The organism is Chryseobacterium sp. RR2-3-20, from assembly GCF_017808115.1.
Lineage (GTDB): Bacteria > Bacteroidota > Bacteroidia > Flavobacteriales > Weeksellaceae > Chryseobacterium > Chryseobacterium oryzae.
The window spans coordinates 1-14815 of sequence record NZ_JADQBD010000070.1; the positions used below are offsets into that span (position 1 = coordinate 1).

Annotated in this window: 14 protein-coding genes; all 14 read left to right on the forward strand. The window is 33.7% G+C overall.

The features are described 5' to 3' along the window. The first annotated feature begins 419 nt into the window (after positions 1–419). On the forward strand, positions 420–746 hold the full coding sequence (locus IV513_RS13065) for a helix-turn-helix domain-containing protein (protein WP_209391012.1): 327 nt from the start codon (positions 420–422) through the stop codon (positions 744–746). A 2-nt stretch (positions 747–748) separates the two neighbouring features. After that, positions 749–1804: a DNA (cytosine-5-)-methyltransferase gene (gene dcm, locus IV513_RS13070; protein ID WP_209391013.1), complete on the forward strand. Its 1056-nt coding sequence runs from the start codon at positions 749–751 to the stop codon at positions 1802–1804. A gap of 1 nt (position 1805) precedes the next feature. Beyond that, positions 1806–3254: a restriction endonuclease gene (locus IV513_RS13075; RefSeq protein WP_209391014.1), complete on the forward strand. Its 1449-nt coding sequence runs from the start codon at positions 1806–1808 to the stop codon at positions 3252–3254. A 7-nt stretch (positions 3255–3261) separates the two neighbouring features. Next, positions 3262–4023, forward strand: coding sequence for a DNA methyltransferase (locus IV513_RS13080; RefSeq protein ID WP_209391015.1), 762 nt, complete (start codon positions 3262–3264; stop codon positions 4021–4023). Further along, positions 4020–4610, forward strand: coding sequence for a hypothetical protein (locus tag IV513_RS13085; protein ID WP_209391016.1), 591 nt, complete (start codon positions 4020–4022; stop codon positions 4608–4610). Before IV513_RS13080 ends, IV513_RS13085 begins: the two co-directional genes overlap by 4 nt. Then, positions 4603–5622 carry a Kiwa anti-phage protein KwaB-like domain-containing protein gene (locus tag IV513_RS13090; RefSeq protein WP_209391017.1) on the forward strand — a complete coding sequence of 340 codons (1020 nt, stop codon included), beginning with the start codon at positions 4603–4605 and terminating at the stop codon, positions 5620–5622. Before IV513_RS13085 ends, IV513_RS13090 begins: the two co-directional genes overlap by 8 nt. Before the next feature lie 931 nt (positions 5623–6553). Further along, positions 6554–6868, forward strand: coding sequence for a helix-turn-helix domain-containing protein (locus IV513_RS13095; RefSeq protein WP_209391018.1), 315 nt, complete (start codon positions 6554–6556; stop codon positions 6866–6868). After that, positions 6865–7905, forward strand: coding sequence for a DNA cytosine methyltransferase (locus tag IV513_RS13100; protein ID WP_209391019.1), 1041 nt, complete (start codon positions 6865–6867; stop codon positions 7903–7905). The genes IV513_RS13095 and IV513_RS13100 overlap by 4 nt, the downstream gene beginning before the upstream one ends. Beyond that, positions 7902–8750 (forward strand): NgoPII family restriction endonuclease, encoded by an 849-nt coding sequence (locus tag IV513_RS13105; RefSeq protein WP_209391020.1) that lies wholly within the window; start codon positions 7902–7904, stop codon positions 8748–8750. Before IV513_RS13100 ends, IV513_RS13105 begins: the two co-directional genes overlap by 4 nt. 311 nt (positions 8751–9061) lie before the next feature. Then, positions 9062–10135 carry a HindVP family restriction endonuclease gene (locus IV513_RS13110; RefSeq protein WP_209391021.1) on the forward strand — a complete coding sequence of 358 codons (1074 nt, stop codon included), beginning with the start codon at positions 9062–9064 and terminating at the stop codon, positions 10133–10135. Next, entirely contained in the window at positions 10135–11130 is a 996-nt protein-coding gene (locus IV513_RS13115; RefSeq protein ID WP_209391022.1) for a DNA cytosine methyltransferase, read from the forward strand. The genes IV513_RS13110 and IV513_RS13115 overlap by 1 nt, the downstream gene beginning before the upstream one ends. Positions 11131–11274: 144 nt before the next feature. After that, positions 11275–13836 (forward strand): DEAD/DEAH box helicase family protein, encoded by a 2562-nt coding sequence (locus IV513_RS13120; protein WP_245168945.1) that lies wholly within the window; start codon positions 11275–11277, stop codon positions 13834–13836. A 63-nt stretch (positions 13837–13899) separates the two neighbouring features. After that, positions 13900–14253 (forward strand): type II toxin-antitoxin system RelE/ParE family toxin, encoded by a 354-nt coding sequence (locus tag IV513_RS13125; RefSeq protein ID WP_209391023.1) that lies wholly within the window; start codon positions 13900–13902, stop codon positions 14251–14253. Continuing rightward, a complete protein-coding gene (locus tag IV513_RS13130; RefSeq protein WP_209391024.1) occupies positions 14250–14561 on the forward strand; it encodes a helix-turn-helix domain-containing protein in 312 nt (103 codons plus the stop codon). The genes IV513_RS13125 and IV513_RS13130 overlap by 4 nt, the downstream gene beginning before the upstream one ends. Positions 14562–14815 lie beyond the last annotated feature (254 nt).

Below are 14815 nucleotides of genomic sequence, written 5' to 3' on the forward strand. Positions count from 1 at the left end.
GCGGGAGGAAGGGATAATTGAAAGATTTGTCACATTTAGCCGCCGCTGCTTTTTCGTATTGATTTTTTTCTTAATTTAACAATCCGAAAAAAGCATCGGCTCCACGCAGTCTAAATTGAACTTTTCGTTCCATTTTGCCCGCACTTCGCCAATACTTTTTCCGTTACAAGCAAGCCTAACGCCCGACATCTCAGCAAAAATTCGACAGTAAAAAAAGACAAACTGCCAACGCTTCATAAAATTAAAAGAGGTGCAAACCAACACACAAAGTCAACGCTTTTGCACCACATTTAATTTTATCCCAACGCACCCGAGCCCACCCACCGCCCAAATTCTGACTGAAATTTTGCTAAAAACTTTGGCATCAGAAACAGAATGACTAAATTTGCCAAAAGTGTCAAGAAATAAATTTCAAGATTATGAAAGAAACATTTGGCGAATACATTCACAAACTAAGAGTAGATAATGGCTTGACATTAACTAAGCTTGCTGCTGCTTTAGATATAGACCAATCTACCCTATCAAAAATTGAAAACGGGAAAAGAAATATTCCGTCTGAAATAATACCCAAACTTTCATCATTTTTCAATCTTGACTTAAAAAGATTAGAACACGAATATTTAAGCGAAAGAATTGCAGAACTGATTTATCCGCAGGAAGAAACCCAAAAGCTTTTTTTAGCTGCCGAGGAAAAAGCAAAATATATGAGAATTAAAAACCAACAACAAAGTTCACTCAAGTTTTAACTATGGTAGGAGCATCACTATTTTCAAGTGCAGGCATAGCAGAAACTTACTTTGAAGAAGTAGGAATAAATATTGTTGCCGCTAATGAACTGGTTCAGGAAAGAGCCGAATTATATCAGGCATTATATCCCAATTCAAAAATGATTGCAGGAAGCATTTTAGACGAAAATGTTTTTAAAACACTCGTAAAAAACACTCCCGAAAAATTAGATTTTTTAATTGCTTCACCGCCTTGCCAAGGAATGAGCGTTGCAGGAAAAAACAGAAATATTGAGCAAATGCTCAGTGATGAAAGAAATTATCTTGTTTTCAAGATTATTGATTTTATTAAACTAAAATCGCCTGACTTTGTGTTGATTGAAAATGTCCCGACATTTTTCAAATTGGTTTTGCCTTACAAAAGGCAACAATTAAAAGTAGTTGAAATTCTAAATCTTCTTTTTGGTAAAGAATATAATATTGAAGCAAATGTTTATGATGCAGCTGAATTTGGTGTTGCTCAAAGACGAACAAGAGCAATTATAAAATTGTATCGAAAAGGTAAAAAATGGGGACAACCAATAAAATCTGAAAAGCAAATAACCGTAGAAGAAAAAATTGGTTTTTTGCCAAGTATTGAAGCAGGACAAAAATCAAATGTTAAATGGCACTTTGCTCGAAAACATTCGGACAGTCACATTCAATGGATGAAGCACACGCCAACAGGACAAACTGCATTTGAAAACAAAAAATATTTTCCTGTAAAACCAAATGGAGAAAAAATCAAAAGCTATAATACATCGTACAGACGAATTAATTGGGACGAACCAGCACCAACAATTACGATGCGTAACGATGCAATCAGTTCACAACTGAATGTACACCCGGGCAGAAAATTGAAAAACGGAACGTATTCTGATGCAAGAGTTTTGACACCGTTAGAACTGATGTTGTTGTCGTCTTTGCCACAAGACTGGAATATTCCCGACAACACACCCGAATTGCTTATTAGAAAATGTATTGGCGAATGTATTCCGCCTTTGCTCATTAAAAATATTGTTGCCCAAATAAACCGATAGTATGACTTTAAGAATTAACAGTAAGAAATGGATTTTGTACCGACACACAAGGGATTTTGATAAACTTTGTGTTGTTGCTGAATTTTTGAAGTCATACACCAAAACAGGAATTTCAACAGATGAGAAAGCGCAATTAAATTTAAAGTTGCGTGAATTGGGAATGTACAATGAACGAAACCCCGAATTACCGCTTGATGCGATAAATCACAAAATCAATCAGCTTTCGTATTATATGTTTGGCTACCAAGCCAAAGTTGACGGACAAGATAGATTTTTGTTTAGTCCGCTTGGCAACTTGTTTTTGAAACACGTTGAAGATAAAGAAAAAACGGCTAAAATATTTCTTGCAATGCTTTGGGCTGTTCAATATCAACACCCACACAGCGGAACAGATAGCGAATTTCAGCTTTATCCGTTTCGGTTGATTTACAAATTACTTTCAGAGCCAAAACTTTCAAATAAACTTTACGCTTTCGAGGTAGCTTATTCAGTTGTTTTTCTGAAAGAAGCAACCAAAACAACTTACAAAGAATTGGTAAATGAATTATTGGAATTACGCAAACTTTCAGATGAACAGCTTATACAAAAATTTCAAGAAGACAGACACGCCTTAGTAAATTCGGCTTATGAGTGGGATTATTATGTTTCCAGTTTGTTTGAAAGTGCAGGTGTTTTGCACAAAAAAGACGGAGTTGTGATTACCAAATTACAACACGGCAACACAAACACTTTCCGAAAAATAACCCGAAACGAGATTTCAATTCCCCAAAATTTAAAATCGTTAGTTGAGCAATTAGAAAACGAATATTCGTTTTTAGAGAAACCTTTATTGCTCAATGACCCTGAACGTTTGAAATTAGACGTTGTAAAAGAGATATACAGTTTCTACCCAAAAACACTTTTGGTTGAAATAGATGAAGCCGTTGACGATTTCAAACTTGAATTGCTTAATCTTCCAAAACTTATTGAGCAATACGCAAACAACAATGACGGAGCGGAAGCCTATCTTTTTGAAGATGCTTTAGCAGACGGCTTCAATATGTTCTACAACATAGAAGCAAACAAAATTAGCGGAGCAGGAAATACAGATTTAGAATGTTTATACATTCCAAGAAAGAAGAAATTTACTGTTGAAGCCAAATCAACTAAAAACAAACTTTCAAGCGTAAACGCAGGAAGATTAGCAGGACACCGTGAAAAAATTGGTGGTGCTTACACAATCGTTGTAACGCCAAGATACGTTCCTGCTGTACTTCAAGATATTCGTACAAGTCCAATCGTAATTATTCGGGCAAATACTTTTTCAGAGTATTTATACAACTGTATTGACAATGATATAAGAGAAATTGACTACGAAGATTTTGACAGTATTATCGTCAACAATCTCGGAAAAGACATAAGTAAAAACATTTCAGATTTAACCATTTCAAGGTTCGCAACCCAAAAATAAACTTGCTATGATTACAATTACAAGAGAAGACAATATGAAGTTAATGGCAAGGTATCCAGATAATTATTTTGACCTTGCAATCGTTGACCCACCTTATGGTATTTTGAACAAAACCAAACGAGGCGGAGACCATAAATTTAATATGGACGAATACAGTCAATGGGACGTAAAGCCTGATGACAATTATTTTAATGAACTGTTTCGTGTTTCAAAAAATCAAATTATTTGGGGAGGAAATTACTTTGGACAACTTTGGGCTAGAAGTCCTTATAACAAAGGTTTTATTATATGGGATAAAAAACAACCTGAAACGTTGAATAATTTTTCGATGGCCGAAATGGCTTGGAGTTCACTTGACAAGCCATCGAAAATTTTTGAGTTCAGCGTTAGAAAGAACAGAAACAAAATTCACCCAACACAAAAACCAGTTGAACTTTACGAATGGCTTTTGAAAATGTATGCCAAACAAGGCGACAAGATTTTAGACACACATTTAGGAAGCGGAACTATTGCGATTGCTTGTTACAATGCAGGTTTGAGTTTAACTGCTTGTGAAATCAGCGAAACATATTATTTGAACTCATTGGAGAAAATAAAAGAATTTGTTCCTGAAAGTGCCATCCATACAAACGATAGCGATGCTTTTTCTTTGACATTTCCTGAACAAAAAACATCAAAAAACGGACTGCATAAATTGTATAAAGAACACATTGAACAACTAAGATTATTTAAAGAAGAACGAGCAAAATATTACGCAACAGCAAAATGAATAAAGTAAAGCTAAATAAAATTGCAGTTTTGGTGTTATTCATTACATCTTATATTCCCTTGTTTGGCCTTTTGATTTTAAGACAAATCAAGCAAAACATTGAGTATTTGAATTTTGGAAATTTTAACCAAGAAGGTATTTTGTTGGCTTTTAGAAAATTTGGTTTAAGCGGCTTTCTTCTTCTTCTAGCAATCTTCGGCTTTATAGGATTGAAATTCTTATTGAAAAATTTAGACACGAAAAAAGCAAATGGAGAACTTGTAAAGATTATTGAAGTAGAAAACAAGAATAGCGAAACTATAAGTTATATTTCTACTTACATTGTTCCGTTTATTTTTCAAGACACAAATAACTTGTTTGACATTACTTCAATTTTCATCGTTTTAGTTATCATATTTTTTATTTATAGCAAATCAAATATGATTGTGATAAACCCCATTTTAAGTATTACTCATACACTTTACCAAGTCGATTATAATAAAAAAGGGAAAACAAAAAAAGGACTTCTGATAACGAAAGAAGAAGACTTGGAAAGCGGAAAAGAAGTGAAGATAAACCTAATTACGAAAAATATTTATTATGGATAAATCAATATTGGTTGATATAATCGGACAGGCAAGTGCAGAAAATTTGAAGATGTATTTTGTTACTCGTATTCTCAAAGAGGGAATGAAGGCTAACTCACGAGTTTTAGAGAAATTTGATTTTAAAGTTTATCAAATTGAAATTACAGACGAAGTGAGAAAGTATCTTTATGAACTTTCACTAAAACAGTTTCAGAAAATTCAAAATAACGAGGATTTACACTTCTTTGATTATGATGTCATTGCAGACGAAACCGAGCATTTATTTACTTATCAAATGGAAAATAAAGTTGGCTCATTTTCAGACGTTGTTTACAACCAGTTGAACCAAAGCCCTCAAAAAATCACAGATTTAAACGATATACTTCAAGACGAAACACTTTGGGCTTATTGTGTAGAATTTGAAATGGATAGTGACAAATCTTTTTACACGTTTAGAAAACTATCACCCGGAAAAGTAGGTGTAGAAAAGGAAAAGGACGGAGAAAAGAAAAGCTTAGGCAATCAAATAAGAACCTTTTTTGATACCAACACAAATACATTATCGCTATTGAAAAGTGATACGGTATATTTAGATAAACAAATTGATTGTATATTTTACGAGGAAACTTTTTATGTTTTGAAAAAGTATTACTTTGAGCAACTTGTTGGATTGCAAGAAGAATACAAAAAAAGAGCAGAAGATGTCGCGACTTCAATTTCTAAACACGAATGTTTTGGAGATGTAAAACTTCTAACAGAAAAAATAGAAACAAAAGTTGCTATTCATAAAAAGTTAATGAAATTGGAAAAAATCGGAAACCTAAATTTCCTAACTTCAAAAAACTTAAAGAAACTAGAAACATTAGGTAAAAAGAAAAAAGCACCAATAAAATTGAAGGACGGCAAAATTCAGTTTGAAACTGAAGAAGATATAGATAATGTAATCAAACTTTTATGCGACTACTTTAAAACAGGAGATTATTCAGGTAAACCATACGGAACATACGCAGGAAAATTACAACCGACAGAATAGCCCAACGCTTTTGGTAGTACATTTGCATTTTTAGTCAACACACAAAGCCAATGCAAAAAATACAAAAGAGCTACAAAGCCAATGCACAAAGACACAGTAAATAATGGACAGAAACACAATGATTTACAAAAGGCCAGCTTGTAACATCAGTTTGGCAAAAAAGCGGGTGAAGTGCTTTTATGAAACGTTTGTGCAAGGTTCAAGTTTTGTAATTCTATTGAACATTTGTGCTAAAAAGCCGCTTCTTCGCCAAGCTGAAACGTTGTGCGCAATATTAGAAGCGCGGTATCAAAAAGAAATTTCGGTCTGAAAAATCAAAATTTTGACCTGAATTAAACTTTCTAAAACTTACTAAAATCTGAAATTTTTTGCGCTGATCTTCCTAAATCCAGAAAAAAATTTTATGAAAAACTTACCGATTTGAGTATAAAAAATTGTGCTTGACTTTTACAAATTTTGCACTTAACTGCATGAATAAAGTCTGCGTGAATACTTTTCCGAAATTCGTGAATAAAATTCTGAAAATCTTTGCGATTTCGTGCGTGAAAAAAATTGTCATGCTTGATTTTTAATTCTCTGACCTGAATTTAACGAGTTAAATCCAAGTCGCCGAACTAAAAATACTGCGCACAACATGGGTTTGGCAAAAGCGGGGCGGAGAGTTATCATTTAGAAGATTTTCGCAATTTTCGCCGCAAAAAACCTTTTCGTTTTTTTATTTTTTGTAATTTTGAAAAAACGAAAATGGTTTTTGCTCGGTTCGGGTTTAGTTGGAATTTCCCTCTTTCTTATCCCCGCCTTCGCCAAGCCCTTTCCCGTTATGCGCAATGCGATTTGAACGCACGTCACAAAATCAACTTTCCGAAAAAAATCAAAAAAACTTTCACACTTCAGAAATAAAAATTAAATTTGTCAAAAATTGACAAGTCTAATGGAAGAAACTTTTGGAGAATATATTAAGCGACTTAGAACCGAAAATGGTTTTACGCTTACTCAATTGGCCGCTAAATTAGATTTAGATTCTGCCAATCTCAGCAAAATAGAAAATAATAAACGTGAATTTGACGAAAGAAGATTAACGCTTTTGTCGGAAGTTTTTAATTTGGAAATTTCCAAGCTACGAACTGAATTTTTTAGTGATTTCATTGCTAAAAAAATTTATGAAAATAATTGCGATGAACAAACTTTGGTTTTAGCCGAAGAAAAAGTCGCTTATCTTAAATCTAAAAATCCAATAACAGTATGAATATAGTATCATTTTTTGCAGGTGCAGGTGGACTTGACCTTGGATTCCAAAATGCAGGATTTAATGTAATTTGGGCAAACGAGTACGACAAAGAAATTTGGGAGACTTATCAAAAAAATCATCCACAAACAATTTTAGACAAGCGAAGTATTGTAAATATTCCTTCTGACGAAGTTCCTGAATGCGATGGAATTATTGGAGGTCCGCCTTGTCAAAGTTGGAGCGAAGCTGGTGCAATGAAAGGAATTGCAGATAAAAGGGGGCAATTATTTTACGACTTCATCAGAATTTTAGAAGCGAAACAACCAAAATTTTTTCTTGCAGAAAACGTAAGCGGTATGTTGCTCGGTCGTCATTCAGAAGCCTTAGAAAACATTAAAGAACTGTTTAGAAATGCAGGAATTGGCTACGAACTTTCTTTTGAAATGGTAAACGCTTGTGATTATAATGTCCCGCAAGACAGAAAACGTGTAATTTTTGTTGGCATTCGCAAAGATTTAGATTTCAAATATAAATTTGAAAAACCGAATTTCAAAAAATTGACTTTACAAGATACTATTTCAGATTTAAAAGACAATGTTCTTCCTGCAAAAACAAATAACAAAACCAATGGAAATGATTGTAACTTCCCAAATCACGAATATATGACGGGTGGTTTTTCAACCATTTTTATGTCAAGAAATCGTGTAAGAAGTTGGGACGAACAATCATTTACCATTCAAGCAGGAGGACGACACGCTCCTATTCATCCACAAGCGCCAAAAATGAAGTTTATCGAGCAAAACATTCGTGTTTTTGTTCCAGGAAAAGAACATTTATATAGACGTTTAAGTGTTAGAGAATGTGCACGAATACAAACTTTTCCAGATGATTTTATATTTCATTATGATAATATTTCAGCAGGTTATAAAATGATTGGAAATGCTGTGCCTGTTAATTTAGCCCATTTTCTTGCACAAAGTATTAAAAACCAAATCATAGATAACCAAACTAAAAATCAAATTACAAATCTACTTAGAGAAGCTGCAGCTGTATGACAAATATTTTAGAATCGATCGTAAACATTGCGCAAAATCCAATTTATGCAATTAGAAGTCATTATTCAGGGAGAAATAGAGTAAATAATATTGGAGAAGCATTAGAAACTTTTGTAAAAGATGCTTTTGTAAACACTATTCAAACCGAAGATGAATTAGAAAAAATGCGGAGATACAACGAAGAATTTTCTTGGTTGGGTAATCAAAATCATCCTCCTGACATAATGATTAGAGGTGGTGATGCAATTGAAGTTAAGAAAACTCAAAGTGCAAATTCTGATTTAGCTTTGAATAGTTCTTATCCAAAAGCAACGGTTCAATCAAGAAGTTCAATGATTACACAATCTTGTAGAACTTGCGAAGATTGGACTGAAAGAGATTTGATTTATTGCGTTGGTCATACAACTGACGACACTATAAAATCGTTGTGGATGGTTTACGGAAATATTTATGCAGCCAATCACGAAACATACCAAATCATTAAGCAAAAAATTACGGAAGGAATTAATGAAATCCCTAATGTTGAACTTGCCGAAACTAATGAATTAGGAAGAGTAAACCGAGTTGACCCTTTGGGAATTACAAATTTGCGTATTCGCGGAATGTGGCAAATTCAAAATCCAAGACGAGTTTTTAGTTATTTGCATACAGCTTCATCAAGTATTTTTGAATTAGTCGCTATAATTCCAACATCCAAATATGACAGTTTCCCAACTGAAAGTAAAACAAAACTTGAAACTTTAGGAAATCCAAATTTGACATTTCAAAACGTACAAGTAAAAGACCCAAATAATCCAGCAAATTTGATTGAAGCAAAACTAATTGTATTTAAGCTAGCAGAATAACACGCACTGTGCATAACATCGGTTTGGCAAAAGCGGGGTGGAACGTTATCATTTAGAAGATTTCCGGAATTTTCGCCGCAAAAAACCATTCCGTTTTTTTATTTTTCGTAAGTTTGAAAAAACGAAAATGGTTTTTGCTAATTTCGGGTTTAGTTGAAAGTTTTGGCTTTCTTATCCCCGCCTTCGCCAAGCCGTTTTCCGTTATGCACAATGCGACAAGCGACCGTCAAACCATACAACCAACTAACAAAATCGACAAATCTTACCAAAAAAATTAGTAAATTTGAAGCCAATAACAGATATAGAAAATTATGAGTATAGAAAAACCAGGATTATTTGGAGTTACGCATTCAAACAGGGATTTTACCCAAGCAGACACTTGGGGAAAGAACCAGTTTAACTCTTCATTTCCTGCTGGTTTGACAAATTTTCTTGCTTCAAAAAATTTAGAAAATGTTTATATATGTCTTGACAAAGACCTAAAAGTAAGCCATCAAAAAATATCAGCTGAAGAACTTTACGGTATTGACCCAAATTCAAATGATTTATTCTTTTCTTTTGAAAGTCCGTTTACACCATATCAACAATTGGTTATTGGTTCATTACCAAGAGTTGATTTAGTTACTCAACTAAGAAGCAATGGACAATGTTTGAAACCAATTGAAGTAAAGTTGACGGCTTTACCCGACAATTCAACTTGTAATTTAAGTGAAGAATACTATGGGTGCGAAATTGTTATCAGACCAGACACTATCGTATATTTAGCTTGTAGTATTGCTGTAAACTTCAAAGACAAACAACAAGAACTTTCTCAAATTATCGGAAATAAATTTGATAGTATCTCGGATTGGACAGACGGCACAGCTGTTTGGACACATATAACTGAAATGATTACTACCATTGACAAAATCATTCTTTCAGTTTTAGACAAACAAGAGCCTATTTTATTACAACCAGTTTGGAAAACAAACGGAAAATCGCCAAAACTAACGGATAATTGTTTAGATGTGTTTGTTTGGAGTAATTTTGCTTTTACACAACTATTTTTAGATGTTGCTAGAGGCGAACTTTCTTCTAACAACAGAATTACAAGACAAATAAGAACTATTATTTGGTTGTTTAAAATGCTTTATGATTTTTCAAAAAATGGACAAATCAATCATCATAAAGTTATTGACGAACTTTCTTACAATACAAAAAACGACAAAGCTTTTGCTGTAAGTGGACGAGTTACGCATAGATATATGGCTTCGTCAGAACTCACAAAGCCAAGAATTGAAAAGATAGACATCAGAAAAATTATTCTTGGTGGTGGACAAAATCTACTTAGTCCTGAAAGACGATTTGACGCAATTATTTTTAACTCACCTGAATTATTTACATAATGGAAATAGTAGATTTATTTTCGGGATGTGGCGGTTTATCGCTTGGTTTTCAAAATGCAGGTTTTAAAATATTGGCAGCTTTCGACAAATGGGAACCAGCCGTAAAAGTGTATAAAGATAATTTTGACCATCCTATTTACGACACCGATTTAGGAAGCGAAGAAGGACTTGAATTTGTAAAAAGTATGAAACCACAAATGATAATTGGTGGTCCGCCTTGTCAAGATTTTTCAAGTGCTGGAAAAAGAGATGAAACATTAGGAAGAGCTGATTTAACTATATCATTCGCAAACATTGTTTCCGAAGCAAAGCCAGAGTGGTTTGTAATGGAAAATGTGGAAAGAATTACTAAAAGTGGAATTTTAAAAGAAGCATTGCAAATTTTTAAGAACGCAGGATATGGAATTTCTTATCAGGTTTTGGACGCAAGTTTTTGTGGTGTACCTCAATCAAGAAAGCGTTTCTTTTTGATTGGACACAAACATTCACAAGATAATTTTTTAAATCCCTACTTTGCAAAAAAACAATCTACAAAACCAACAACGCTTTTTGATTATTTTGGTAATTCATTGGGCATTGAATATTATTACAGACATCCAAGAAGTTATGCGAGACGTGGTGTTTTCAGTATTTATGAACCAAGTCCAACTATTCGTGGCGTAAACCGACCAATTCCAAAAGGTTATTCAAAACACGAAGGCGACCCAGTTGATATTACAGAAGATTTAAGACCTTTAACAACAAAAGAAAGAAGCCTTATTCAGACTTTTCCTGAAAGTTTCGTATTCAATGGCACAAAGACAAACCTTGAACAAATTATTGGCAATGCTGTTCCTGTAAAACTTGCAGAATTTGTTGCAAATTGTATTGCTGACTATATCAACGATAAAAAACAAAATAAGCAAATTTCAATAGGACAATTGGAATTTATGTACGAAGTTGAAAACAGCACTGTGCATAACAAGGGTTTTGCAATAGTGGGGCGAAACCGCTAAGTTCAACGGTAGTTCTTCGGTTCAACTTTAGTACAAAATTGAAGATTTGTGCTTCGATTGCCCCACCATCGCAAAGCCCCGAAACGTTATATGCCATTTTAGGGCGACCGTTATCCAAAAGACAAAACCGACTGAAATTAAATTATGGAATTAAAAGAAATCCGAGAAATTGTTAAGGAAATTATTTTCGACATTGAGAAAAACAAACTCAATTTGACTTATAGAAATTATGAAACTTTCTTGGCTAAAATTGAAATGGACAAAAGGAGAAATTTTAAAATTTTAGCCAAATTTGATTATCAATTTAAAAAACAAAATTTAACTCTTTGGTGCGGAAAAGAAAGTGTGAAATCAATTACACAATTTGTAAAAGGCGAAACGGTAACTTTTAGAATGGCGGAAATTTCAGAAGCGAAAAACACAATGGACAAAAAAGAGAAAAGCGTAAAATATGATTTTGCAGGAAAAATAAATATTGCAAATGCGGAAAGTGGAATTATTCCTTACGAACATCAAGAAAAAGCTTTTTACAGCTTGAACCAAAAAATAATTAAGACAAACAAAAATCCGTTTGCAGGTTTATTGGTTTTGCCAACAGGTGGCGGAAAAACTTTGACCGCTGGACATTGGATTGCAAAAAATTATTTGGACAAAGGCAAAAAAGTGCTTTGGCTGGCTCACAGACACGAACTTTTGGAACAAGCAAAAAGTACATTTGCCGACAAACTTGCTTTCAACGATATTTTTGAAACCAAAACATCTTTCAATTATCGAATTATTTCGGGCATTCACGATAAACCAATTAACATCAGACCTTCGGACGATTTAATTATTTCGAGCAAAGACAGTCTGAATGCAGGTTTTAACCATTTGTACAACAATTGGATTAAAGGAAATACCGAAGAAATATTTTTGGTTATTGACGAAGCTCATCACGCAACTGCAAAAACATACAGAAAATTAATCGAAAATATTCAAGAAAATGTTTCGCATTTTCAAATGCTTGGCTTGACTGCAACGCCTTTTAGAACCGCTGAAAGCGAACAAGGTTTGTTGAAAAAAGTATTTCCAGACGACATTGTTTATAAAATAGATTTGCGGACTTTAATTCGTTTAGGAATTTTATCCGAACCACATTTTGAAGAAGTTCCGACCGGATTAAATTTTATCAAAGATTTATCCGAAGAACAAATTGAACAACTGAATTATTTCGACATCGACAGTATTGGAAAAGGAATTGCCAAAACGATTGCGGAAAATGACGAAAGAAATCATACGATTGTAAACAAGTATCTTCTCAATAAAGACAAATACAAACAAACCATTGTTTTTGCCTTGAACGTTGATAATGCAATTGCGCTGAATGCTTTATTTAACGAAGCTGGCGTAAAATCTGATTACGTTATTTCGACCGTAAAAGACCAAGCGACTGGCGTAACTATTTCGAGCAAAGACAACAAAAACAAAATTGCAAAATTTAGAAATGAAGAAATTGAAGTTTTAATCAACGTAAATATCTTGACCGAAGGAACAGACGTTCCAAACGTACAATCTATATTTTTGGCAAGACCAACAATTTCATCAATTTTGATGACACAAATGATTGGTCGTGGTTTGCGGGGTTTGAAAGCAGGCGGAACGAAAGAAGCTTACATTGTGAGCTTCGTTGATGATTGGCAAAATCGTATTTCTTGGATTAATCCTGAAAAATTATTTATTGAGGATAACATCAATTTCAAAGATGTTGACAAAGAAACTAAAAAACAAATTTTGCGACTTGTTGCCATTAATAAAGTTGAAGAATTTGCAATTCTTACCAATAAAATCATTGACCCAGAAAAACGTGAAGAACTTGAAAAATTAAACTTCATCGAACGTTTTCCGTTGGGAATTTATCAGTTCAGATTTTTGGAGCAACACAACGACGAGGAACCGATAGAAAGAAATTGTGAGGTTTTGGTTTATGACAATATTTTACAATCGTACACCGATTTTGTAAACGCTTTACCAAGTTTCTTCGAGCAAAATAATTTGACCGAAAGAGATGTTTTGGACGAAGACGAATTGGAAGATTTTGCAGAGCAAATTGAAGAAGAATTTTTCAAAGGAACTTTAAAATATCCTGCGTATCATTTGCAAGACATCAAAGACATTTTACAGTATTACACCATTCAAGATGAAGTTCCTGTTTTCATTGAACTGAAAGACAGAGAAAAATACGACATCGATAAAATCGCTTCGGAAATTATCGAAAAAGACCTTGGCGAAAAATCGCAAACTGAACTTATAAATACAATTTGGGATAATAACGAAATCGAATGGCAAACATTTTTCAACTTTGACAAACGTGGATTTTTAAGAGAAATAAATTTAGCAAAATCAAGAATAAACCATCCCGAGCTTTTTCAACGAAAAGGCATAAAACCAACCGAAGAAAAAGAATTGAGAAGTTACGAAAAATTGAAACTTCACGAGTTGAGAGAACAAGACCCAATTTATGAAAAATGGTTGCGTGACGAAGTTTTTAAGAAATTTACAGACAAAGACGGATTTTATTTTAGTGCAGAAAGTGGCTACAAAAGCAAGAACAAATTGGACTTTCAAGTTGACCACATAAAATCAATACACAACGGAGGTTTGACCGTTTTTGAAAATCTTCAACTTTTGACACGAAGTGAAAACGCTAAAAAAGGAAATAAAGACTAATCGAAAAAAGTTTCGCTTTAACGAAACTTTTTTTTGTATCTTTGCATCATTAACGATTAATGAATGGATAAACGTTTTGAGATAATACTTTTAGATGAAGCCTTTGAGTTTTTGCAAAGTTTGGAAGAAAAGCACTACGCTAAAATACTTTACAACATTCGTAAAGTACAAGTAGAAAACGACCCCGAACTTTTGAAAAAGCTTGTTGACGACATTTGGGAGTTTAGAACTTTGTATCAAGGTTTGCAGTATCGGCTACTTGCCTTTTGGGATAAAACTTCTGCAACAGAAACATTTGTAGTTTCTACTCACGGTTTCGTTAAAAAGCGAAGTAAAGTTCCTGACAAAGAAATCCAAAAAGCTATTCAAATTCGTGCAAAATATTTTGAAGATAAATTAAAAAACAAGAAAAAATGAAGACATACACATTAGACGAAGTTCAAGATAAACTCATTGGAAAAATCGGGACACCAAAACGAGACCTTTTCGAGTATGAACTTCAAATGGACTTAATAGGCAAAGCCATAAAACAAACACGCCAAGAACGCAACTTGACACAGGAAGAATTGGGCAAACTTGTTGGCGTTCAGAAAGCCCAAATTTCACGCCTTGAAAACAACGCAGGCAATGTAACAATGGAAACTTTACTGAAAGTTTTTACAGCATTGAAAGCAAAAGTGAAATTCCAAGTAGAACTTGCCAATATGCAACTCAACGTAGGATAAAAAAACGGCATATAACAAGGGTTTTGCGATAGTGGGGCGAAACTGCAAAGTTCAACGGCAGTTCTTCGGTTCAGCTTTTGTGCAAAATTGAAGATTTGTGCTTCGATTGCCCCACCATCGCAAAGCCCCGAACCGTTATGTGCAAGCGTTAACCCTGCATATTCCTGAAATAGGTTGACAAAAAATTCATTAAATATTGTCAAACTATGGAACAAGAAAAATTCAATAGGTGTCCAAAATATACCTATCAAAAA

Bases quoted from the DNA above. Each gene is read 5' to 3' on its own strand.
- IV513_RS13110 (WP_209391021.1), top strand. From the start codon at position 9,062: ATGAGTATAGAAAAACCAGGATTATTTGGAGTTACGCATTCAAACAGG.
- IV513_RS13080 (WP_209391015.1), top strand. From the start codon at position 3,262: ATGATTACAATTACAAGAGAAGACAATATGAAGTTAATGGCAAGGTAT.
- IV513_RS13090 (WP_209391017.1), top strand. From the start codon at position 4,603: ATGGATAAATCAATATTGGTTGATATAATCGGACAGGCAAGTGCAGAA.
- IV513_RS13075 (WP_209391014.1), top strand. From the start codon at position 1,806: ATGACTTTAAGAATTAACAGTAAGAAATGGATTTTGTACCGACACACA.
- IV513_RS13120 (WP_245168945.1), top strand. From the start codon at position 11,275: ATGGAATTAAAAGAAATCCGAGAAATTGTTAAGGAAATTATTTTCGAC.
- IV513_RS13065 (WP_209391012.1), top strand. From the start codon at position 420: ATGAAAGAAACATTTGGCGAATACATTCACAAACTAAGAGTAGATAAT.
- IV513_RS13085 (WP_209391016.1), top strand. From the start codon at position 4,020: ATGAATAAAGTAAAGCTAAATAAAATTGCAGTTTTGGTGTTATTCATT.
- IV513_RS13105 (WP_209391020.1), top strand. From the start codon at position 7,902: ATGACAAATATTTTAGAATCGATCGTAAACATTGCGCAAAATCCAATT.
- IV513_RS13095 (WP_209391018.1), top strand. From the start codon at position 6,554: ATGGAAGAAACTTTTGGAGAATATATTAAGCGACTTAGAACCGAAAAT.
- IV513_RS13115 (WP_209391022.1), top strand. From the start codon at position 10,135: ATGGAAATAGTAGATTTATTTTCGGGATGTGGCGGTTTATCGCTTGGT.
- IV513_RS13130 (WP_209391024.1), top strand. From the start codon at position 14,250: ATGAAGACATACACATTAGACGAAGTTCAAGATAAACTCATTGGAAAA.
- IV513_RS13100 (WP_209391019.1), top strand. From the start codon at position 6,865: ATGAATATAGTATCATTTTTTGCAGGTGCAGGTGGACTTGACCTTGGA.
- dcm (WP_209391013.1), top strand. From the start codon at position 749: ATGGTAGGAGCATCACTATTTTCAAGTGCAGGCATAGCAGAAACTTAC.
- IV513_RS13125 (WP_209391023.1), top strand. From the start codon at position 13,900: ATGGATAAACGTTTTGAGATAATACTTTTAGATGAAGCCTTTGAGTTT.